The organism is Streptomyces sp. NRRL S-37, assembly GCF_000721605.1.
GTDB lineage: Bacteria > Actinomycetota > Actinomycetes > Streptomycetales > Streptomycetaceae > Streptomyces.
In genome coordinates this window covers 39,634-61,247 of the sequence record NZ_JOIZ01000023.1, presented here as the reverse complement: position 1 = coordinate 61,247, position 21,614 = coordinate 39,634, and the positions used below count along the sequence as shown (strand labels likewise).

Here is a 21,614-nt window from a genome sequence, read left to right as displayed (position 1 = left end):
CGTGGGGGCTGTTCGCCGGATTCTTCGTGACTCCGGCGCGGGCACCTCCTCAGGGGCGCGGGGAACTGCGCGGTGAACCCCTGCGGATCCGTGACGCCGACACCACGGTGAGGGAGAGGAGTCGGTCCGGGTGGCGCGGGTAGGGTCCGGTTGCATGAAGCTGGCGTTCTCCACCCTCGGCGTTCCCGGGCTGCCCCTCACCGACGTGCTGGGCCTCGCGACCACGCACGGCTACCACGGTGTCGAGCTGCGCGCCCACCCCGAGGAACCCGTCCATCCGGGGCTCGGCCCCGCCGAACGCGCCGACGCGGCCGCCGGGTTCAAGGCGGCCGGCGTCGAGATCCTGGGGCTCGCCGGGTACGCCCGGGTCGCCGCGCCCGGCGAGGACGAACCCGTCCTCGCCGAGATCCGCGCCCTCCTCGACCTCGCCCGGGACCTCGGCGCCCCCTTCGTCCGGGTCTTCCCCGGCGGCGGCGAGCAGAGTCCCGAGGAAGCGGACGCGACGGCCGCCCGCCGGCTGGGCACGGCCGCCGAGTACGCCGCCGACCTCGGCGTACGGATCCTGCTGGAGACCCACGACTCGCACCGTACCGGCGCCGACGCGATCAGGGTCCTCGGCCTGGTCGGCCACCGTCAGGTGGGGGCGCTGTGGGACGTGATGCACACCTGGCTCGGCGGTGAACAGCCCGCCGAGAGCTACGCGGCCCTCTCCCCGCACCTCGGCTACGTCCAGGTCAAGGACATCGCCTCCGCCGACGACACGACCCCGCTCCCGCTCGGCGCCGGTGTCCTCCCGCTGACCGACTGCGTGGAGGTCCTCTCCCGGCACGACTGGGACGGCTGGCTCTGCTGGGAGTACGAGAAGCGCTGGTACGCCGACGCCGCCCCGCTGCCCGGCCTGCTCACCCCCGGCCGGGAACACCTGGCCCGGCTGCTCGGCGAATCGGCCTGACCGGACGGGAAAACCACTGGCCGGGGCGGGCGGCGGCCGGATAGCGTCCCCGCCGTGCCTCAGCCCGTGCCCCGCCCCGCCGTCCTGCCCTCATGAGCCTGTCCCGCACGCTGATCGACGTGCGTCCCCTGCGTACCTCACCGGTCTTCAGGCGCCTGCTGATCGGGCGGACGGTGTCCGCGCTCGGCGGCTTCATGACCATGGTCACCGTCATGTACCAGGTCTGGGAGATGACGCACAGCGCGGCCTGGAGCGGCGCGGTGGGTCTCGCGCAGGCGCTGCCGCTGGTCTGCTTCGGACTGTTCGCCGGGGCCTGGGCCGACCGGGGCGACCGGCGCCGGATCTTCCTGGCCGCGACGGTCGGCCAGGCGGTCTGCTCGCTGCTGCTGGCGGTCCAGGGGTTCACCGGGAACGTGCCGGTGGGCGGTGTGCTCGCCCTGGTCGCCGCCCAGTCCGCCTGCGCGGCGGTCGGCGGTCCGGCGGCCGGTGTGTTCGTGCCCCGGCTGCTGCCCAAGGAGCAGGTGGCCTCCGGACTCGCGCTCTACCAGGTCACCGGTCAGGCGATGATGTTCGTCGGCCCCGCGCTCGGGGGCCTGCTGCTCGGCTGGTTCGGCATCGGCGTCTGCTATCTGCTCGACGCGCTGAGCTTCCTGCTGTCCTTCTACGGCGCGTTCGGTCTGCCCGCGCTGCCGCCCGAGGGCGAGCCGTCCCGTGCCGGGCTGCGCGGGGTGCTGGACGGGCTGCGCTTCCTGGCCGGCCACCGGGTGGTGCGCGGCGCGCTCGTCACCGACCTCGCCGCCACCGTCCTGTCGATGCCGGTCAGCCTGTTCCCGCTGATCAACGACGAACGGTTCGGCGGTGACCCGCGCACGCTGGGCCTGTTCCTGTCGGCGGTCGCGATCGGCGGTGTGCTGGCGTCGGCGCTGTCCGGGGCGGTGACCCATCTGGGCCGTCCCGGCCTCGTGATGCTGTGCGGGGCCGGTGTGTGGGGTGCCGCGCTGGCCTCGTTCGGGGTCATGAGCAGCCCCTGGGTCGGTCTGGGGCTGCTGGTCGTGGCCGGTGGGGCCGACGCGCTCTCGGTGCTCTCCCGCACCACGATCGTGCAGACCCGTACGCCTGATGCTTTGCTGGGCCGGGTCACGGCCGCGGAGCAGATCGTCGGGCAGGCGGGGCCGCACCTCGGCAACATGCGGGCGGGGCTGGTGGCCGGGGCGACGTCCGGGGCGGCGGCGCTGGTGGTGGGCGGGGTGCTGTGTGTGGTGGCGGTGGTGTACGTCGGCGTGAGCACGCCGGAGTTGCGGGAGGGGGCTCCCGCGCCGGAGGCGCCCTGACCCTCCGGGGGGCTGGAAGGCTCGGGGTGGTGGTGTCGTGGGGCGGGTGCGGGTGCGGGTACGTCGTGGTGGGTCGCGCCCACGCGGCGGAGCCGCATATGTCACAGCCCCGCGCCCCTCTTTGCTTCCGCGCGGTGGAGCCGCACATGTCACAGGCCCGCGTCCCTGAGGGGTGCTCGAGGGCCGGGCCCTCCAGAGCGAGATCCGTGTGCGGTCGTCCGGTCCTTCTCATCCGCCGGCCGGGGAGGCTTCCGTGCGGGTCTCCGCCCGTGCAGCGGGCTTCGCCGCCGGTCGGCGCCAGGTCACCGACGCCAGCGCCACCCCGCCCACCAGCAGGGCCGCCGCGCACCACCGCAGCGGGGTCACCGACTCGCCCAGGAACAGCGCGGCCGACGACATGCCGAAGACCGGGACCAGCAGGGAGAAGGGCGCGACCGTGGAGGCGGGGTGACGGCGCAGCAGCCACCCCCAGGCGCCGAAGCCGAACACCGTGGCGACCCAGGCGACGAAGAGCACCGTGCCCGCGCCCTGCCAGTCCAGGCCGCGCAGCGCGTCCAGGTCCCGCGACGGGCCCTCCAGCAACAGTGACAGTGCGAGCAGCGGCAGCACCGGCACGGTGCTCACCCAGATCATGAAGTTCAGGGCGTCGGGGGGTGCCGCCTTGCGGGTGAGGATGTTGGAGACGCCCCAGCAGGCCGCCGCCGCGACGACCAGGGCGAAGCCGAGCAGCGGCCCGGAGGTGCCCTCGTCGACCGCGGCCACGCCGATCCCGGCCAGCGCCACCGCCATGCCCACCAGCCGTACGCGTGAGGGGCGTTCGCCGAGGAGCGCGAAGGCGAACAGGGCGGTGAACACCGCCTGGATCTGGAGCACCAGCGAGGACAGCCCGCCCGGCATCCCCGCGTCCATGCCGACGAACAGCAGTCCGAACTTGGCCACCCCCAGCGCCAGCCCCACCCCCACGATCCACTTCCACGCCACCTTGGGCCGCCCCACGAGGAACACCGCGGGCAGCGCCGCCACCAGGAAGCGCAGGGCGGAGAAGAGCAGCGGCGGGAAGTGGCCGAGCCCGACCTCGATGACGGTGAAGTTCACTCCCCACACGGCGGTGACGAGGACGGCGAGGAACAGGTGGGAAGGTCGCATACGTCGAGGATCACCGCCCACCACACTTCAGCACCAGCGATGATTCCTGCATGGTTGGATGAAGCATCGCTAACCGATCGGGGAGCCGTCATGCTCGACCTCCAGCGGCTGCGCGCCCTGCACGCCGTCTCCGTCCACGGCACCGTCGGTGCCGCCGCCGTGGCGCTCGGCTACACCTCGTCCGCCGTCTCCCAGCAGATCGCCAAGCTGGAGCGGGAGACGCGGACGGTGCTGCTGGAGCGGGAGGGCCGGGGTGTGCGGCTGACCGACGAGGCGCATCAGCTCGTGCGTGCCGCGCGGGAGCTGCTCGCCATCGTGGAGCGGGCGGAGACCGAGCTGGAGGAGCGGCGCGGGGTGCCGGCCGGGCGGCTGACCGTCGCCGCGTTCGCGTCGGCGGCCCGCGGGCTGATGCCGCCCGTCCTGGCCGACCTGGCCCGCCGTCATCCCGCGCTCGACACGCGGCTCACCGAGATCGACCCCCATCTCTCCGTGGACCTGGTCGCCAAGGGCGCGGTCGACCTCGTCGTCGCGCACGACTGGGACATCGCGCCGCTGCCCGCCCCGGCCGGCGTGGAGCAGGCGGTCATCGGTGACGACCTGTGCGATCTGCTGGTGCCCGAGGGGCACCGGTTCGCGGGGCGTACGGCGGTACGGCGGGAGGAGCTGGGCGGTGAGCGGTGGATCTGCCAGCCGCCGGGGCGGGTCTGTCACGAGTGGCTGGTGCGCACCCTGCGCGCGGCCGGGCACGAGCCGGAGATCGTCCACCAGGCCGACGAGAACCCGACCCTGGTCGCCCTGGTCGCGGCCGGGCTCGGTATCGCGCTGATCCCCCGGCTGGGGCGCGGCCCGCTGCCCGCCGGGGTGGTGGAGGTGCCGCTGGACCCGATGCCCGTACGACGGCTGTACGCGCTGTGGCGCACCGGGGCGGCCCGTCGCCCGGCGATCGCGGAGACCGTCCGCACGCTGTGCGGGCACTGGCCCGAGGTGTCGGCGCACTCGCCCCGCTGACCCCGTCCGGCCCCCCGGTCCCGATTTCGGGGAATCCGGTCCGGCCGGGGAACCCGTCCCCGCCTCCGTCCGTCCCATGTGCGGCTGCCGGACGAGTCTCCGTGGCGCGGTGTCGGCCCTCGCTGCTGGCTGCGATCGCTGACCACCCCTCTCCGCCGTGCCGCGGCCGGCAGCACGCCGTCATCGGCGCGCCCCCTCCCTTTGCGCCGATGACGGCCCCTCCCGGTTGCCGCGCACGCCCTTGACTGGCAGAAACTTCCCGGATATTGGTGGCCTTCCGGCAGTTTCCTTCAAGCGGATCCCCGGTCCCCCGCGGATCACCTTCCAAAGGAGCGCACGTGCCCGACAGCAGCACCGGAAGCACGGGAAGCACCGCACGTCCGTCCAGACGTACCGTCCTCGCCGCGACGGCGGGCGTCACCACCGCCCTCACGGCCGGCGGCACCGTCCACGCGGCCGGCGGCCGGTCCGCGCACGACGACAGAAGGCTGCGCGCCCTCGTCTCCCGTATGACGCTGGAGGAGAAGGTCGGCCAGCTCTTCGTGATGCGGGTCTACGGCCACTCCGCCACCGACCCGGACCAGGCCGACGTCGACGCCAACCTGGAGGAGATCGGCGTCCGCACGGCCGCCGAACTGCTCGCCAGGTACCGGGTCGGCGGCATCATCTACTTCGCCTGGGCGCACAACACCCGCGACCCGCACCAGATCGCGGACCTGTCCAACGGCATCCAGAAGGCGTCCCTCGGTCTGGAGCGCGGGCTGCCCGTGCTGATCTCCACCGACCAGGAGCACGGCATCGTGGCCCGCGTGGGCGAGCCCGCCACCCTCTTCCCCGGCGCGATGGCCGTCGGCGCGGGCGGCTCCCGCTCCGACGCCCGCACCCTCGGCCGGATCGCGGGCCGCGAACTGCGCGCCCTGGGCATCCGCCAGAACTACTCCCCGGTGGCCGACGTCAACGTCGATCCGGCCAACCCCGTCATCGGCGTCCGTTCCTTCGGCTCCGACCCGGAGGCGGTCGCGGGCCTCGTCGCGGCGGAGGTCGAGGGCTACGAGTCGTCCCGCGTCGCCTCGACGGCCAAGCACTTCCCCGGGCACGGCGACACGGTCACCGACAGCCACGCCGAGCTGCCGTACATCCACCACACCCGCGAGCAGTGGGAGGAGCTGGACGCGCCGCCGTTCCGGGCCGCCGTCGCCGCGGGCATCGACTCCATCATGACCGCGCACATCGTCGTCCCGGCCCTCGACGCCTCCGAGGACCCGGCCACGCTCTCCCGCCCCATCCTCACCGGCATCCTGCGCGAGGAGCTGGGCTACGACGGGGTCGTGGTCACCGACTCCCTCGGCATGGAGGGCGTCCGCACGAAGTACGGCGACGACCGGGTACCGGTGCTGGCGCTGAAGGCGGGCGTGGACCAGTTGCTCAACCCGCCGTCCCTGGACGTCGCCTGGAACGCGGTGCTGAACGCCGTGCGCGACGGTGAGCTGACCGAGGAGCGGCTCGACGAGTCGGTCCTGCGGGTGCTGCGGCTGAAGGCGAGGCTGGGCCTGTTCGAGGACCCGTACGTCTCGCACGCCGGAGTCGACCGCACCGTCGGCACCCGTGCACACCTGGCCGCCGCCGACCGGATCGCCGAACGCACCACCACCCTGCTGGTCAACGAGGGCGGCCTGCTGCCGCTGTCCCGGCGCAGGCAGCGGAAGCTGCTGGTGGTCGGCGCCGATCCGGCCTCCCCGTCCGGCACGACGGGACCGCCGACCACCGTCCTCGCGGACGCCCTGACCGAGCTGGGCTTCACCGCCACCGCCCTGTCCACCGGCACCGCGCCGTCCGCCGCCGTCATCGCCGGGGCGGTGGAGGCGGCCCGGGACGCGGACGCGGTCGTCGTGGGGACGTACAACGTCACGGCGGCCGGCAGCCAGAAGACGCTGGTCGAGCGGCTGCTGGCGACCGGGAGGCCGGTGGTCGCGGTCGCGGTCCGCAACCCCTACGACGTGGCCCACCTGCCCGGCGTGACGGCGTGTCTGGCGACGTACTCCTGGACCGACGTCGAACTGCGGGCGGCGGCACGGGTGATCGCGGGCAAGGTGAACCCGCGCGGCACGCTGCCGGTGCCGGTGCAGCGGGCGGACGACCCGGCGACGGTGCTGTACCCGGTCGGACACGGGCTGAGGTACTAGGCGCACACGGCGCCCCCCTGCCGGACGTAGCGCGCGTACGTCACACATCCGACGCGCCTTCCCCGATGTGGTGAAAGCGCACCACATGTCTGGCGTGCCCCGGCGGACCGGGTCACGCTGGACGGGGGTGTCCGGGGGGATGACGATGCACGTGCGAAGTGGGTGGGGGACGCGCGCCGCGTTCGCGGCGGCGGTCGCGGTGCTGCTCACCGGCTGTCAGGGCGCGCCGGGCGGCGCCGGGAAGGAGGGCGGGCCGGACGGGCGGCGTACGGCGTCGCCGGCCCCGGCCCGGCAGTCCGGGTACGGGGCGGTGTTCCTCGCGATCGACGAGTGCAGTTCCTTCGGCCGGACCAGTTTCACCGAGGTGTCCTGCACGAGCGAACGGGCGGCGGCCCGGGTCGTCGCCCGTCACGACGGGACCGTGCGCGACGGGCCGCGCTGCCCGGCCACCACCGACTTCGTGCTGCACATCAGCGAGCGGCGCCCCTCCTCCGACGAGGACGGCGACGGCGCGGTGCCGCGCGGCTACGCCTGCATGCGCCATCTCCAGCCGCCGCACCCCGGTGATCCGGGCGGCGGGGGCGGGCCGCGCACCATCGTCGGCGACTGCGTCTACGACCTGGGCGACGGCAAGGTCCGCGAGACCGCGTGCGACGGCAGCGAGCAGCGGAAACCGGAGTTCAAGGTGGTGAGGGCCGTGGACGACCGGTCCGAGTGCCCGGCGTCCACGGCCCTCTATGTGCGGCTCGGCGGCACGTCACCGGTGGGCTGCGCCCGCCCGGTGTAGTCCCGCCCCGCCCCCGTCACGGGCGCAGCGTCCGCTCCTGCTCGACGTCCCGCTTGTCCAGCCTGGCGTCGAACTTCGCCAGCGGCTTCGCCGCCGCCGGGTTCTCCCGCACCGTGCTCGGGGCGACGTCCGCCCAGTCCAGGATGCGGGCCGTGGCCAGCGCCTTCTCCTCGGCGACCAGACCGGCCACGTTCGCACCGTGGTTCATGCCGGGCGCGGTGAACACGTACGAGTCACGCGCTCCCTTGCCGACACGGAACGGCTCGGCGCCCCACGGGTCGTTCTCGCCGTACACGAACAGCATGTGGTTCGCGTGGTGGCGGACCCAGGAGTCGACGTCCCGCATCACCCACGGCTCGAACTCCATGTCGATCGAGCGGGGCACGAAGTTGCGCGGCGGCTGGTAGCCGTAGCGGACGTACTTCCTCTCGATGTGCGGGAAGTGGATGGTCGGCGCGCCCATCTGCGTACCGGCCTGGTAGTAGTACGGCGTGTACGGGCTCAGGCCCTGGTCCGTGTAGAACGAGAACCCGGAGATCGTGTCGATCGAGGTCCAGATCTCGTCGTCGGTGGCGTTCTTCGCGTCCGCCGGGATCTGCTCGCAGTCGGCGAGGGTGCTGTACTGCCAGAAGCCCCACACGTAGTCGAGGACGACGGCCTCGTAGGCGCGGTCCAGGCTGCCGATGGTGTCGAAGGTGTAGCCGTTCTCGGCGGCGTACGCCTCGTACTTCTTCTCCAGTGGCGTCCGGCGCACCAGCGCCTCGCGCTGTACGGCGTTCAGCCGGTCGCGGCACTCCTTGGTGCCGACGGTGCGGAAGAAGCGGTCGTAGGCCGAGTCCTCCTTGTTCACCACGTCGTTGGGGGCGACGTAGGCGACCACGCCGTCCATGTCGCGCGGGTAGAAGCGCTCGTAGTAGGTGGCGGTCATGCCGCCCTTGGAGCCGCCGGTGGAGATCCAGTTCTCGGAGTAGATCTTCTTCAGCGCCTTGAAGATGCGGTGCTGGTCGCTGGCGGCCTGCCAGATGTCCAGCTTCGACCAGTCGGCCGGCTCGGGCCGGGACGGGGTGAAGAAGCGGTACTCCATGGAGACCTGGTTGCCGTCCACGATCTGGGTCGGCTCGGCGCGCCGCGGCGTCGTGGAGACGCTGTAGCCGCCGGTGTAGAAGACGGTGGGCCGCGCGGTGTCCTTGTGCAGCACGGTGATCCGCTGCTGGAACGTGCCCTTGGAGGGCCTGCGGTGGTCGACCGGCTGGGTGTAGTTGAGGACGAAGAAGCGGTACCCGGTGTACGGCTTCTCCTCGACCAGGCTCATGCCCGGTACGGAGAGCAGTCTCTCCTTGATGTCAGTGGTGCCGGTGGCCTCCGGCTCGGCGGCGGTGGCCGCCCCGGCCGTGCTCAGTGTGCCTATGAGCACCGTGAGCGCCAGCAGCCATCTGAGCGCCTTGCGCATGCGCACTCCCCTGTGAGACAGATGTGCGCCGGAAGCTACTGGACCAACTCCCCGCAGCACCAGGGGACATAGGGTTAACCCTCGGCCGGTGAGGGGTCAGCAGAGGATCCAGCCGGAGCTGACGGACCCCGAGCCGGTTCTCCCCTTCACCCATACGCAGCGGCGGCCTGCGTGCACGGTCACCGGTCCGGCGTGGTGCTTGTAGGTGCCCTCGTCGACGACCGGGCGGCCGCCGCGCGCCCGTACGCTCACCGACATCTTCCGTCTGGTGCCGGGCTTCTTGGCGAGGGTGACGGCGCAGACGTAGCCGCCCCGCTTGTAGACGACGACCGAGCCGGTGGAGAACGGCAGGGTGCGCACCTTGCGTCCGGCGCAGTACGTGGCGGCGTGCGCGTCCTCGGGCGCGGCGACGGCGAGCAGTCCCGAGGTGGTCAGCATCGCCAGGCCGAGCGCGAGTCGCCGGCGTATCGCTCCACTGCCCACAGTCGTCCTCCCGTACCGCGGCTGCCGCGCCAGGCGGCGTACGCGTGTACGGACGCATGACGTAGGTCGGATGGTTGCGCGCGCCCGCCCCCTGGGGGCGGGGCCGCTCCTCACGCCGGCGTCGGCACGTCCTCCCCGACGAACGTCCGCCACAGCGTGGCGTACGTGCCGCCGCGCCGCAGCAGTTCGTCGTGCGTGCCGTCCTCCGCGACCCGGCCGTGGTCCATCACGATCACCCGGTCGGCGCGGGCGGCGGTGGTCAGGCGGTGGGCGACGACCAGTGTCGTACGACGTCCTGCCAGGCGGTCGGTCGCCTGGTTGACCTGGGCCTCGGTGGCCAGGTCGAGCGCGGCCGTCGCCTCGTCGAGCAGCAGCACGTCCGGGTCGACGAGTTCGGCGCGGGCGAGCGCGATGAGCTGGCGCTGCCCGGCGGACAGGTTGCGGCCGCGTTCGGCGACCTCGTGGAGGTAGCCGCCGTCCAGGGTGGCGATCATCTCGTGCGCGCCGACCGCGCGGGCCGCCGCCTCCACCTCGGCGTCGGTGGCGTCCGGGCGGCCGTAGGCGATGGCGTCGCGGACGGTGCCGGGGAAGAGGTACGCCTCCTGCGGGACGACGCCGAGCCGGTGCCGGTAGGCGGTGAGGTCCAGGTCCCTCAGGTCGGTGCCGTCGACGGTGACCCGCCCGCCGGTCGGGTCGTAGAACCGGGCGACCAGCTTGACCAGGGTGGACTTCCCGGCGCCGGTCTCGCCGACGAAGGCGACGGTCTGCCCGGCCGGGATGGTGAGGTCGATGCCGTCGAGGGCCTCCTCGTCGTCGCCGTAGGCGAAGCGTACGTCCTCGAAGGCGATCTCGCCGCGCAGGGACGGCACGTCGAGCGGTTTCGCGGCGGTCCCCGTGGAGGCCGGCTCCCGCAGCAGTTCCTGGATGCGGCCCAGGGAGACGGACGCCTGCTGGTAGCCGTCGAAGACCTGGGAGAGCTGCTGGACGGGCGCGAAGAACAGGTCGATGTAGAGCAGGTAGGCGACCAGCGAGCCGATCGCCAGCGTCCCGTCGTCGACCCGGCCCCCGCCCACGACCAGCACGGCCGCGGCCGCGATCGAGGACAGGAACTGCACGAACGGGAAGTACACCGAGATCAGCCACTGGCCCCGTACGCGTGCCTCGCGGTAGTCGGCGCTGCGCTCGGCGAACCGGTGTCCGCCGTCCCGTTCGCGGCGGAACGCCTGCACGATCCGCAGCCCCGCCACCGACTCCTGCAGGTCGGCGTTGACCACCGACACCCGTTCCCGCGCCAGCTCGTAGGCCTTCACGCTGGCCCGGCGGAAGAAGTACGTGCCGACGATCAGCGGGGGCAGGGTGGCGAAGACGACGAGGGCGAGGCCGACGTCGAGGACCAGCAGGGCGGCCATGATGCCGAAGAAGGTGACCACCGAGACGAACGCGGTGACGAGGCCCGTCTGCAGGAACGTCGACAGCGCGTCGACGTCCGTCGTCATCCGGGTCATGATCCGGCCGGTCAGCTCGCGCTCGTAGTAGTCGAGGCCGAGCCGCTGGAGCTGGGCGAAGATCTTCAGCCGCAGCGCGTAGAGGACGCGTTCGCCGGTGCGTCCTGTCATCCGGGTCTCGCCGACCTGCGCCGCCCACTGGGCGAGCACGGTGAGCAGGCCCAGCAGGGAGGCCGCCCAGACCGCGCCGAGGGCGGTCTGGGTGACGCCCTCGTCGATGCCGTGCCGGATCAGCACCGGCAGCAGCAGGCTCATCCCGGCGTCCACGGCGACCAGGCCGAGGCTGATGAGGAGGGGGGTGCGGAAGCCGCGCAGGAGGCGGCGCAGACCGTAGGAGTCCTCGGGCCGGACGGCCTGTTCCTCGTCGACGTCGGGGACGTCGTCCGCCGGGGGCAGCGCCTCCACCTGGGCGAGGAGTTCCGGGGTGGCCGGAGTGCCGGCCAGCGCGGTGTCCTTGGGTTCGCGGTCGCCGGTCCACAGCCGGGGGGTGACCCCGCGTTCGGCGTCGAACTCGGCGTCCAGCTCGGCGCGGACCGAGGTGTCCTCCTCCCGCGGTCCGGCGGGCGGGGTGTGGCCCGGGGAGACGGCGCCGAGCTCGTCGGGGTCGGTGAGCAGCCTGCGGTAGAGGGCGGAGCGCCGCTGGAGCTCGTCGTGGGTGCCGATGTCGGCGAGCCGGCCGCCGTCGAGGACGGCGATGCGGTCGGCGAGGTTGAGGGTGGAGCGGCGGTGGGCTATCAGCAGGGTCGTACGGCCCCGCATGACGCTCTTCAGCGCCTCGTGGATCTCGTGCTCGACGCGGGCGTCCACGGCGGAGGTGGCGTCGTCCAGGACCAGCAGGCGCGGGTCGGTGAGGATGGCGCGGGCGAGGGCGACGCGCTGGCGCTGGCCGCCGGAGAGGGTCAGGCCGTGCTCGCCGACGGTGGTGTCGTAGCCGTCGGGCAGCTCGTCGATGAACCGGTCGGCCTGGGCGGCGCGGGCGGCGGCGGTGATCTGCTCGTCGGTGGCGTCCGGGCGGCCGTACGCGATGTTGTTGCGCACGGTGTCGGAGAAGAGGAAGGAGTCCTCGGGGACCAGTCCGATCGCGGCCCGCAGGGACTCGGTGGTCAGCTCGCGCACGTCGTGGCCGCCGACGAGCACGGCGCCGTGGGTGACGTCGTAGAAGCGCGGCAGGAGCAGGGAGACGGTGGACTTGCCGGAGCCGGAGGCGCCGACGACGGCGAGGGTCTCCCCGGGCCGGATCTCGAAGGAGAGGCCGTCCAGGACGGGCCGGCCGGGGTCGTAGCCGAAGGAGACGTCGTCGAACTCGACGGTCGCCGGGGCGTCGGCGGGCAGTTCCCTGGTGCCGTCGGTCAGGGACGGCTCGGTGTCGATCAGCTCCAGGACGCGTTCGGTGCCGGCGCGGGCCTGCTGGCCGACGGTGAGGACCATGGCGAGCATCCGGACCGGGCCGACGAGCTGGGCGAGGTAGGTGGAGAAGGCGACGAACGTGCCGAGCGTGATGTGCCCGCGTACGGCGAGCCAGCCGCCGAGGGCCAGCATCGCCACCTGGCCGAGGGCGGGTACGGCCTGGAGGGCGGGGGTGTACCGGGAGTTCAGCCGGATGGTGCGCAGCCGCCCGGCGTACAGCCGCCGTCCGACCTCGCGCAGCTTGCCGGTCTCCTGCTCCTCCTGTCCGAAGCCCTTCACCACGCGTACGCCGCTGACCGCGCCGTCGACCACCCCGGCCACGGCTCCCGCCTGCGCCTGCGCGTACCAGGTGGAGGGGTGCAGCCGGGTGCGGCTGCGTTTGGCGATCCACCACAGGGCGGGGGCGACGGCGAGGGCGACGGCGGTGAGCGGCAGCGACAGCCACGCCATGATCACGAGGGAGATCAGGAACAGCAGGAGGTTGCCGATGGTCATCGGCAGCATGAAGAGCAGGCTCTGGATGAGCTGGAGGTCGCTGGTGGCGCGTCCGACGACCTGCCCGGTGGACAGCTCGTCCTGGCGTCTGCCGTCGAGCCGGGTGATCGTCCCGTACATCTCGGTCCGCAGGTCGTGCTGGACGTCGAGGGCGAGCCGGCCGCCGTAGTAGCGGCGGATGTAGGTGAGGGCGTAGACGGCGAGCGCGGCGCCGACGAGGAGTCCGGCCCAGGTGGTCATGGACCTGGTCTTGTCGCCGATGACGTCGTCGATGATCACCTTGGTGATCAGCGGGACCAGCGCCATGACGGCCATGCCGCCGAGGGAGGAGCCCAGCGCGAGGACGACGTCCTTGGGATGCCGCCACGCGTATGCGGCCAGTCGCCGTGCCCATCCCCGTTGCGGTGTCACGCGGGTGCCCTCCGATCGTCCTGATCTGCCGGAAGGCACCAACGCGGCCGGCGGCGGATTTCATCCCGCCGCAACATTCAGAGGCGTACGCGGAGAGCGTAGAGGCGGGTGATCTGGTTCTCGTTCTGGTTGTCGTCGCTGACCAGGAGGAGGTTCAGGCGGCCCTTGGACCGGCCGGTGACGGTCATGCCCTCGATGTTGTCGAGGAGGGGGTTGACCTGGGGCTGCTTGGCGGTGGCGCCGAGGGTGGGGCAGTCGGCGAGGTCGGCGAGCAGGGTCTTGTCGTACGCGGTGCCGTGCCGGTCGGCCAGGTAGAGGCGGACGGTGTTGCCGACGCTGGAGGTGAAGCCGCGTTCCAGGACGAGCAGCCGTCCGTCGGGGGTGGCGGTGATCTCGGAGACGCCGTGGCCCGGGTCGATCCGGTAGGTGTACTGCGCGCCGGTGCGGAAGTCACCGTGGGCGGTGCGGCGCCAGGTCTGGAAGCGGACCTGGTCGTCGGGGTCGCCGGTGAGCGGGTACTCCATGGACGCGATCAGGGTGCGTCCGCCGGGGAGGAGGGTCAGGCCTTCGAAGGTGCCGTTGGCCCTGGCGGGGCCGTCGGGGGCGGTACGGAGGCCGTCGGGCACGGGGAGGCGGCCGAGGAGGGTGCCGTCGCGGGAGTAGCGGCGTACGGAGGGCTCGGTCTCGGAGGAGACGAGGTAGGTCCCGGTGGAGGTCCCCCCGTCCGAGCGGGGCCGGGAGGGGAGGAGGTCCACGACCAGTCCCTCCGCGTCGAGCGCGGCCCCGTTCTCGTCGGCGAGTTGGATCACGCTCTCGGGGCGCAGGGTGCGGGCGTCGAGCTGGAACAGGGCGGACCGGTCGGAGAGGGCGGCGACGGTGCCGGCGGGGGCGCTCGTGCGCGGGCGGAGCGGCGCGGGGGAGCCGTCGCCGGCGAGGGCGGAGAGGTTGCCGACGTAGGTGCCGCCGTACGTCGTCTTGTCGAGGGTGTCGGAGAAGCGGTCGACGGAGACGGACGGGGAGCAGACCCCGCCGCCGTGCGCGGCGGCGGGCCCGGTGGCCGCGAGGCAGGTGGTGGCCGCGAGGGCGGCGGTGAGGGTGACGAGGAGCGGTCGCAGACGCATGGGCGTCACCGTAGAACGGTTCGGTGACGCCCGAGGGGCCGAACCGTTAAAGATCCGCAGGGTCCGGTGGTGGCTCTCCCGGCGGCCGGCCGGGCCGCTTTCGTCGCCGCTGTCGGAACGGCCTCCCCTCACCCCTCTCACCAAAAAGCCTGAACATCTCACCCCTATCCGTCCTTTTATCACTCATTTGAGCGCAATCCGAACATTCACCCGCCAACTGCTCACGCTTTTTCTCACCATGGGGTCATGCTGCGCGACCCTCTTGCCACCGGACATGTAATCACCACCGTGCGTACGCTCATGCGCACCGATGGTCTGGACGTGTCCCTGACCGCGATCTCCCGCGCCTGCGGCACCTCCCGTAACTTCCTCTACGCGAACTGGAAGTCCGCTTCCGCTCTGCACCTGCTCGCCCTGGGAGCGGAACTCGCGAACACCCTCGACCTCACCCTCCGCAGGCATCCCGGCGACGGCACCGCCGCGGGGGTCACCCGGCATCTGACGCAGGCCGTGCGCGCCGTCCGACGGCATCCGACGACGGCCGCCGTCGCCCGGTCCTCCCGCGCGGCGATGGCGGCGGCGCACACGGCACCCGACGGTCCGCTGGTGCGGGTCGTGACGGAACACCTCAGCGATGTGCTCCACCCGCTGGTCCCGCACGGCGGGATCTGGGGTGACCCCGCGCTGCGGTCGCTGCCCTGGAAGATCCTCTGGATCGCCCGGCCCGCCGCTCTCTGCCCCGAAGCCGTCGGCGACCAGGAGCGGGAGGACACGCTGGACGGCGCCTTCGCGGAGCTGCTGCGGGATCTGCTCGCCCCCTGGACCGCCCCCACCCGGTGACAGCCGTCACGCAATCGCCACCTCCCGTCCATCCCTTCCGCCGCATGTGCATGTCACTCTCTGGGTTATCCACTTCGTGCAACCCGCGTAGATCGGACACCCCACATGCGCGCGATACGCATACGGCGCCGGAAGCCGCTGGCGCTCGCCACCGCTGTCGTACTCGCCGGCCTCACCGCTCCCGCCGCGACCGCGACCCCGGCCACGACCACGACAGCAGCAACAGCGACGAGCTACGACCCGACGTACTACGCCGACGCGATCGGCAAGACCGGCCCGGCGCTGAAGGACTCCCTGCACACGATCATCAGCGACCAGACGAAGATCTCGTACTCGGCGGTCTGGAACGCCCTGAAGGTCACCGACCAGGACCCGGACAACAGCAACAACGTGATCCTGCTGTACTCGGGCATCTCCCGCAGCAAGTCCCTCAACGGCGGTGACGTGGGCGACTGGAACCGCGAGCACGTGTGGGCCAAGTCCCACGGCGACTTCGGCACCTCCACCGGCCCCGGCACCGACCTGCACCACCTGCGCCCCGAGGACGTCCGGGTCAACTCCATCCGCGACAACAAGGACTTCGACAACGGCGGCAGCTCGTTCACCGACAGCGGCGGCAGCCTGACCGACTCCGACTCCTTCGAACCGCGCGACGCGGTCAAGGGCGACGTGGCCCGCATGATCCTCTACATGGCCGTCCGCTACGAGGGCACCGACGGCTGGCCCGACCTGGAGCCCAACGACTCCGTCACCAACGGCAGCGACCCGTACCACGGCCGCCTCTCGGTCCTGAAGCAGTGGCACGAGCAGGACCCGCCGAGCGCGTTCGAGAAGAACCGCAACGACGTCATCTACGACTCGTACCAGCACAACCGCAACCCGTTCATCGACCACCCGGAGTGGGTCGAGTCGATCTGGTAGCCGGACGCCGGTGTCACGACGGCCGGTACCGGGGCAGACTTCCTCATGGCTGACGCGACACCGAGCGATCACACACGGTCGGGGCGGCTGCTCGCCGCCCTCTGGACACTGCGGCTCCTCGCCACGCCGGAGGGACCACCTCCCGAACCCGGGGAGTTCCTCTCCAAGAAGGTCCCGGAGCATCTGCTGGACGAGGAGCTGTCCCGCCTCGCGGACCATCTCGTCCGGGCGAGGAACAGGGGAGGCGCACACTGGGAAGCTGCGGTGACCGTCTACCGGGAGCTGCCGGACCTCCTGCCGCCGTCCCGCCTGCCGCACGACACCATGAGCCCCCGCGAGCAGGCGGCGTTCTCCGCGGGCTACGCCGAGCGTCTCGCCCACGACAGGAAAGAGTTCGGCGAACTGCTGGGGTGAGGCGAGCCGGTCCGGTGGCGCCGGGCGCGTACGCCCCGCGTGAACGCGTTCGCCGCTCGCCGGAAGCACGCCGTCGGGCCTCCGGTTCGCTCCATCCGGTGGTGTGGACGGCGGCCGGGGCCGGTCGGCCCCGCCCCTCCACAACCATGGAACGGCCCCGGCGGATCCGCCGGGGCCGTTCCATGCCGTCACGCCGCCTTACTGGAGAGTGCCGTGAAGACTCGTTCCTGGTCCCTCGCCGCCGTCCTCGCCCTGACCGCGCTCCTGCTGCCCGCCCACACGGCGTCCGCCGCGCCGGCCGCGCCCCCGTCCTGCCCCGACGGGTCCGTGTGCTTCTGGAGCAAGGAGGGCTTCGGCGGCGACTACTGGGAGTGGACCGCGCGCAGCGGCTACCGCGACATGCCGCCCCGCCTCCACGACCACGTCGGCTCGGTCGTCGCGAGCACCCGGGCCTGCTTCGTGAACTGGCAGCCGGTCGAGAAGCGGGACGTCTTCAACGGTGACTGGCGCTCCCGCTACCTCGGCGACTTCGGCGGACGGATCGACGGGGTGGGCCCGGGCGCCTGCTGACCCACCGGACTCAGCCCAGGTGCGTCGGCGCGAACATCCGCAGCACGGCGGGGAGGACGACGACCGACGGACCCGGTGCGGCAAGCGCCCTGGCGAGGTCCTGTTCCAGGGTCTCGGGGCTGGTCCGCAGGCCCGGGACGCCGAAGGACTCCGCCAGGGCCACGTAGTCGGGGCGGGTCAGTTCCGTCGCCGTGGGCTCGCCGAAGGCGTCGGTCATGTACTCGCGGAGGATGCCGTAGCCGCCGTCGTCGACGATCAGCCAGGTGACGTCGAGGTCGTGCTGGCGGGCCGTGGCCAGCTCCGCGACGGAGTACAGGGCGCCGCCGTCCCCGGAGACCGCGAGGACCGGGCGGGTGGGGTCGGCGACCGCCGCGCCCAGGGCGGCCGGGAAGCCGTAGCCCAGGCCGCCGGCGCCCTGCGCGGAGTGCAGGTGGTTGGGGCCCATGGCGTCGAACGCGGACCAGGCCCAGTACGTCAGGATCGTCATGTCCCAGAAGGACGGCGAGCCGGTGGGCAGGGCGCGGCGGACCGCCGTCAGCACCTGCTGTTCCAGGGCGAGTTCCTGGGCGGCGAGGCGCTCGCGGACGCGGTCCAGCACTCCCCGTACACGCTCGGGCGCGGCCGCGTCCTCGCGGGTCTCCACCGTCTCCAGCAGTGCCTGGAGGGCGAGGCGGGCGTCGGCGTGAATGCCGAGGGCCGGGTGGTTGGACTCCAGTTTGCCGAGGTCGGCCTCGATCTGGACGACCCGGCCGCGCGGCTCGAACGTGTGGTAGTTGGAGGAGAGTTCGCCGAGGCCGGAGCCGACGACCAGCAGGACGTCCGCGTCCTGGAGGAAGTCGGTGGTGTGGCGGTCCTCCAGCCAGGACTGCAGCGACAGCGGGTGCGTCCAGGGGAAGGCGCCCTTGCCGCCGGGGGTGGTGACCACGGGCGCCTGGATCCGCTCGGCGAGCTGCCTCAGCTTGCCGGAGGCGTCGGAACGGACCACTCCCCCGCCCGCGATGATCGCGGGACGGGCGGCGTTCGCCAGCAGGTGGGCGGCGAGCGCGGTGAGTTCGGGGCGCGGGGGCAGCTCGTCGGGGGTGGCGTCCATCGCCGTCACCACCGGCAGGGCGGCCTCCGCGAGCAGGACGTCCTGCGGGATCTCCACCCACACCGGCCCGTGCGGGACGGTCAGCGCCGACTTCCAGGCCTCGGCGATCGCGGACGGGATCTGGGACTGCGTACGGACCGTGTGGACGGACTTGACCACGCCGCGGAACGAGGCCGCCTGGTCGGGGAGTTCGTGCAGGTAGCCGTGGCGGCCACCGCCGAGCCCCGGCGTCGGGACCTGGCTGCAGATCGCCAGCACGGGGGCGGAGGCGGCGGCCGCCTCCTGGAGCGCGGCCAGCGAGGTGAGGGCTCCCGGGCCGGTCGACAGCAGCAGCGGGGCGGCCTCACCGGTGATCCGGCCGTACGCGTCCGCCGCGAACCCGGCGTTGTTCTCCACCCGCAGGCCGACGTACCGCAGGCCGGAGCGGCGCAGGGCGTCGAACACGCCGAGGGCGTGCTGGCCGGGCAGGCCGAAGACGGTGGTCGCGCCGAGCCCGGCCAGGGTCTCCACGACCAGGTCTCCGCCGTTGCGGCCGGGGGGAGGGTTCAGCGCGGCCTCCGTCTGGGCGGCGGTCGGGCGGAGCACCAGGTCGTGGTCGTGGGTCACTGTGCGCGGGCCTCCGCGATCTGACGGGACATGATCGTGGTCAGCTCGTACGCCGTGTGGGACGCGGCGACCGAGGTGATCTCGGCGTGATCGTACGCGGGAGCCACCTCGACGACGTCCGCCGAGACCAGGTTGCAGGAGGCCAGTCCGCGCAGGATCTCCAGGAGTTCGCGGGAGGTCATGCCGCCGGCCTCGGGGGTGCCGGTGCCGGGGGCGTGGGCCGGGTCCAGGCAGTCGATGTCGATGGAGATGTACAGCGGGCGGTCGCCGATGCGCTGGCGGAGCTGGTCGGCGACCTCGTCGGCGCCCCGGCGGTAGACGTCCGCGGAGGTGACGATACCGAAGCCCATCTTCTCGTCGTCGGTGAGGTCCTGCTTGCCGTAGAGCGGGCCGCGGGTGCCGACGTGGGAGAGGGCGGAGGTGTCGAGGATGCCCTCCTCCACCGCGCGGCGGAACGGGGTGCCGTGGGTGTACTCGGCGCCGAAGTAGGTGTCCCAGGTGTCGAGGTGGGCGTCGAAGTGGAGCAGGGCGACCGGACCGTGCTTCTTGGCGACGGAGCGGAGCAGCGGCAGGGCGATGGTGTGGTCGCCGCCCAGGGTCATCAGGCGGGCGCCGGTGCCGAGGAGGTCGTCGGCGGCGGCCTCGACCGTCTCCACGGCCTCGTTGATGTTGAAGGGGTTCACGGCGATGTCGCCGCCGTCCGCGACCTGGGCGAGAGCGAAGGGGGAGGCGTCCTGCGCCGGGTTGTAGGGGCGCAGCAGCCGGGACGCCTCACGGATGGCGTTGCCGCCGAAGCGGGCGCCCGGCCGGTAGGAGACGCCCGAGTCGAAGGGCACGCCCACCACGGCGACGTCGGCGCGGCCGACCTCGTCGAGGCGGGGCAGCCGGGCGAAGGTCGCGGGGCCGGCGTACCGGGGGACACGGGAGGAGTCGACGGGACCGCGGGGCGTCTCGTTGCCGCTCATAGGACTGCCTTCTTTCCTGCTCTTCGCCTTGGCTCGTACATCCGCCCGCACCCGCGGGCTGCCGGTCTGTCCCGACCCTAGAGCGGCGGAAAGCACCTGCGAAGTGTACGTTTCCTCCATTCCCGCCGCACGGAATGGAGGAAGTGTCCAACATGCCGGACCCCATGGTTCCCCCCACGCCGCCCGTGCGCCTGGACGCACTCCTGGCACGCGAGGACCTCGGACTGCGCCGGGTCGCCGGGCCCGACGACCCCGGCACCGTCGTGCACTGGGCGCACGCCTCGGAGATGGCGGACCCGTACCCGTACCTGCTGGGCGGGGAGCTGCTGCTGTCGGCGGGGGTGCACATCCCGGAGGGGGCGGGCGCGGGGTACTTCGACGCGTACGTCTCCCGGATCGTGGCGGCGGGCGGGGCGGCGCTCGGGTTCGGCGTGGCACCGGTGCACGAGGCGGTGCCGGGGGCGCTGGCGGAGGCGTGCGAGATGCACGGGCTGCCGCTGCTGGAGGTGCCGCCGCGGACCACGTTCTCGGGGGTGGCGCGGGCGGTCTGGCAGCTCATGGCGCAGGCCCGTCTCGCGGAGCTGCGCCGGGTCACGGAGGCCCAGCAGAGCCTCGCCACCGCGGCGTCCCGCCCGGACCCGGTCCGCCCGGTCCTCCACCAACTGGCCCAGCGGATCGGCGGCTGGGCCGCCCTGTACACCCCGGACACCACCGAACTGGCCACCGCGGGAACCACCCCGCCCCCGAAGCCGAGACAGTCCCTGGCAGACCTGGCCAAAGTGCTACGCCCCGATACCCCAGCCGCGGGCAACCGCACCGCCCCAGCCGCGGGCAGTCGTGCCACCCCAGCCGCGGGCAGTCGTGCCGCCGCAGCCGCGGGCAATCGCGCCACCCCAGCCGCGGGCAGTCGTGCCACTGGGGCGATGGGGGTCCCCCCGCTCGAGCGAAGCCGAGAGTGGGGGAGGGTGGGCGCGGCGGCACCTGGCGAACGCCGGCGAGTGACACCCACCCCCGGCGAGCACCGACAGGCGGCGCCCACCCCCGGCAAGCACCGGCAAGCGGCACACGCACCCACCCCCACCTCCGCCAGTGACACAGTCGACGGCACCCACCTCGCCGCCTACGCCCTCGGCACCGGATACGTACTCGGCGTGGCCTCGCCACAACGCGACCCGGGCAACCACACCATCGCCTCCGTCGCAGCCGTCCTGCTCACCCTCCTCACCGCCCAGCAGCAGAGCGGCACCATCGCGGCCCGCTCCTCCGCCCTCGTACGGCTCCTGCTGGGCAGCCCACCCCAGGACGTGGCCCCGCTCCTCGGCGGAGAGCGGTGGCACGTGGTCCACGCCCGGCCGGACGGCCCCACCGCACCGGACCCCCTGGCCACCTCCGCGCTCGGCACGGCGCTCGGCTCCCCCCTGGTCGACCCGGCCGGCGAGGTCGTCCGCGTCCTGGTGCCCGCCGACCGCCCCGTGGAGCCGCTTCCCGGCTGGACCCTCGGCGTCAGCGCCGCCGCCGCCCCGCCCGACTGGCCGGACGCCGACACCCAGGCCGCCCGCGCCCTGGCCCGGGCCCGCGCCACCCGCGCCCCGCTGTTCCGGCACGGCGACCGTCCCGCCCTCGCCGACCTCGTCCCGCCGCACGACGCGGACGCCCACGCCCGGTCGCTGCTCGCGCCGATAGCGGCCGCTCCCGCCCTCACCGACACCCTGCGCACCTGGCTGTCCCTGCACGGCAGCTGGGACCGTACGGCGGTGGCGCTGTCCGTGCACCGCAACACCGTGCGGCAGCGCATCGCGCGCTGCGCGGCGCTGCTGGAGGCGGACCTGGACGACCCGGACGTACGGATGGAGCTGTGGTTCGCGCTGCGGCGGACGTGAGGGTCTGAGTAGCCGTACGGAGCCGGCTGAGTACGTGACGCACATTCCA

Annotated in this window: 17 protein-coding genes; 10 read left to right on the top strand and 7 right to left on the bottom strand. The window is 72.9% G+C overall.

Features of this window, described 5'->3' with window-relative positions; genetic code table 11:
- Positions 1–154 precede the first annotated feature (154 nt).
- On the top strand, positions 155–952 hold the full coding sequence (locus IH50_RS0130415; RefSeq protein ID WP_030869409.1) for a sugar phosphate isomerase/epimerase family protein: 798 nt from the start codon (positions 155–157) through the stop codon (positions 950–952).
- A 92-nt stretch (positions 953–1,044) separates the two neighbouring features.
- Complete coding sequence (locus IH50_RS0130410) at positions 1,045–2,283, top strand: MFS transporter (protein ID WP_030869406.1); 1,239 nt, start codon at positions 1,045–1,047, stop codon at positions 2,281–2,283.
- Positions 2,284–2,511: 228 nt separating this feature from the next.
- On the opposite strand, the gene IH50_RS0130405 is transcribed toward IH50_RS0130410, so the two are convergent.
- Entirely contained in the window at positions 2,512–3,429 is a 918-nt protein-coding gene (locus IH50_RS0130405) for an EamA family transporter (protein ID WP_051767507.1), read from the bottom strand.
- Between the two features lie 90 nt (positions 3,430–3,519).
- Between IH50_RS0130405 and IH50_RS0130400 the strand changes: the two genes are divergently transcribed.
- The 3 genes from IH50_RS0130400 to IH50_RS0130390 all read left to right on the top strand — a co-directional run bounded on the left by IH50_RS0130400 (position 3,520) and on the right by IH50_RS0130390 (position 7,407).
- Entirely contained in the window at positions 3,520–4,437 is a 918-nt protein-coding gene (locus IH50_RS0130400; protein ID WP_030869400.1) for a LysR family transcriptional regulator, read from the top strand.
- Positions 4,438–4,775: 338 nt separating this feature from the next.
- Positions 4,776–6,620: a glycoside hydrolase family 3 protein gene (locus tag IH50_RS0130395; protein ID WP_030869398.1), complete on the top strand. Its 1,845-nt coding sequence runs from the start codon at positions 4,776–4,778 to the stop codon at positions 6,618–6,620.
- Between the two features lie 145 nt (positions 6,621–6,765).
- A complete protein-coding gene (locus IH50_RS0130390) occupies positions 6,766–7,407 on the top strand; it encodes a hypothetical protein (protein ID WP_051767508.1) in 642 nt (213 codons plus the stop codon).
- A gap of 16 nt (positions 7,408–7,423) precedes the next feature.
- Here IH50_RS0130390 and IH50_RS0130385 read toward each other — a convergent pair whose 3' ends face one another.
- From IH50_RS0130385 to IH50_RS0130370, 4 genes are all read right to left on the bottom strand, one after another.
- Positions 7,424–8,857, bottom strand: coding sequence for a S28 family serine protease (locus IH50_RS0130385; protein ID WP_030869391.1), 1,434 nt, complete (start codon positions 8,855–8,857; stop codon positions 7,424–7,426).
- Between the two features lie 96 nt (positions 8,858–8,953).
- Positions 8,954–9,340, bottom strand: coding sequence for a hypothetical protein (locus IH50_RS0130380; RefSeq protein ID WP_030869388.1), 387 nt, complete (start codon positions 9,338–9,340; stop codon positions 8,954–8,956).
- 110 nt (positions 9,341–9,450) lie between these two features.
- Complete coding sequence (locus IH50_RS0130375; RefSeq protein WP_030869385.1) at positions 9,451–13,158, bottom strand: ABC transporter ATP-binding protein; 3,708 nt, start codon at positions 13,156–13,158, stop codon at positions 9,451–9,453.
- A 77-nt stretch (positions 13,159–13,235) separates the two neighbouring features.
- Entirely contained in the window at positions 13,236–14,279 is a 1,044-nt protein-coding gene (locus IH50_RS0130370; protein ID WP_030869381.1) for an esterase-like activity of phytase family protein, read from the bottom strand.
- A gap of 300 nt (positions 14,280–14,579) precedes the next feature.
- On the opposite strand from IH50_RS0130370, the gene IH50_RS0130365 reads away from it, so the two are divergent.
- From IH50_RS0130365 to IH50_RS0130350, 4 genes are all read left to right on the top strand, one after another.
- Positions 14,580–15,119, top strand: coding sequence for a hypothetical protein (locus IH50_RS0130365; protein ID WP_234328264.1), 540 nt, complete (start codon positions 14,580–14,582; stop codon positions 15,117–15,119).
- A 105-nt stretch (positions 15,120–15,224) separates the two neighbouring features.
- A complete protein-coding gene (locus tag IH50_RS0130360) occupies positions 15,225–16,040 on the top strand; it encodes an endonuclease I family protein (RefSeq protein WP_030869374.1) in 816 nt (271 codons plus the stop codon).
- A 45-nt stretch (positions 16,041–16,085) separates the two neighbouring features.
- On the top strand, positions 16,086–16,454 hold the full coding sequence (locus IH50_RS0130355; protein ID WP_030869372.1) for a hypothetical protein: 369 nt from the start codon (positions 16,086–16,088) through the stop codon (positions 16,452–16,454).
- A 213-nt stretch (positions 16,455–16,667) separates the two neighbouring features.
- Complete coding sequence (locus IH50_RS0130350; protein ID WP_030869369.1) at positions 16,668–17,024, top strand: peptidase inhibitor family I36 protein; 357 nt, start codon at positions 16,668–16,670, stop codon at positions 17,022–17,024.
- 10 nt (positions 17,025–17,034) lie between these two features.
- On the opposite strand, the gene IH50_RS0130345 is transcribed toward IH50_RS0130350, so the two are convergent.
- Together IH50_RS0130345 and speB are read right to left on the bottom strand one after the other, a co-directional pair.
- Positions 17,035–18,720, bottom strand: coding sequence for a thiamine pyrophosphate-binding protein (locus tag IH50_RS0130345; RefSeq protein WP_030869366.1), 1,686 nt, complete (start codon positions 18,718–18,720; stop codon positions 17,035–17,037).
- Positions 18,717–19,685: an agmatinase gene (gene speB, locus IH50_RS0130340; RefSeq protein WP_030869363.1), complete on the bottom strand. Its 969-nt coding sequence runs from the start codon at positions 19,683–19,685 to the stop codon at positions 18,717–18,719. Before speB ends, IH50_RS0130345 begins: the two co-directional genes overlap by 4 nt.
- Positions 19,686–19,837: 152 nt before the next feature.
- On the opposite strand from speB, the gene IH50_RS0130335 reads away from it, so the two are divergent.
- Positions 19,838–21,565, top strand: a complete 1,728-nt coding sequence (locus tag IH50_RS0130335; RefSeq protein ID WP_030869361.1) for a PucR family transcriptional regulator — start codon at positions 19,838–19,840, stop codon at positions 21,563–21,565.
- Positions 21,566–21,614: the final 49 nt, after the last annotated feature.

Bases quoted from the DNA above. Each gene is read 5' to 3' on its own strand.
- IH50_RS0130415 (WP_030869409.1), top strand. From the start codon at position 155: ATGAAGCTGGCGTTCTCCACCCTCGGCGTTCCCGGGCTGCCCCTCACC.
- IH50_RS0130410 (WP_030869406.1), top strand. From the start codon at position 1,045: ATGAGCCTGTCCCGCACGCTGATCGACGTGCGTCCCCTGCGTACCTCA.
- IH50_RS0130405 (WP_051767507.1), bottom strand. From the start codon at position 3,429: ATGCGACCTTCCCACCTGTTCCTCGCCGTCCTCGTCACCGCCGTGTGG.
- IH50_RS0130400 (WP_030869400.1), top strand. From the start codon at position 3,520: ATGCTCGACCTCCAGCGGCTGCGCGCCCTGCACGCCGTCTCCGTCCAC.
- IH50_RS0130390 (WP_051767508.1), top strand. From the start codon at position 6,766: ATGCACGTGCGAAGTGGGTGGGGGACGCGCGCCGCGTTCGCGGCGGCG.
- IH50_RS0130385 (WP_030869391.1), bottom strand. From the start codon at position 8,857: ATGCGCAAGGCGCTCAGATGGCTGCTGGCGCTCACGGTGCTCATAGGC.
- IH50_RS0130370 (WP_030869381.1), bottom strand. From the start codon at position 14,279: ATGCGTCTGCGACCGCTCCTCGTCACCCTCACCGCCGCCCTCGCGGCC.
- IH50_RS0130365 (WP_234328264.1), top strand. From the start codon at position 14,580: ATGCGCACCGATGGTCTGGACGTGTCCCTGACCGCGATCTCCCGCGCC.
- IH50_RS0130360 (WP_030869374.1), top strand. From the start codon at position 15,225: ATGCGCGCGATACGCATACGGCGCCGGAAGCCGCTGGCGCTCGCCACC.
- IH50_RS0130355 (WP_030869372.1), top strand. From the start codon at position 16,086: ATGGCTGACGCGACACCGAGCGATCACACACGGTCGGGGCGGCTGCTC.
- speB (WP_030869363.1), bottom strand. From the start codon at position 19,685: ATGAGCGGCAACGAGACGCCCCGCGGTCCCGTCGACTCCTCCCGTGTC.
- IH50_RS0130335 (WP_030869361.1), top strand. From the start codon at position 19,838: ATGCCGGACCCCATGGTTCCCCCCACGCCGCCCGTGCGCCTGGACGCA.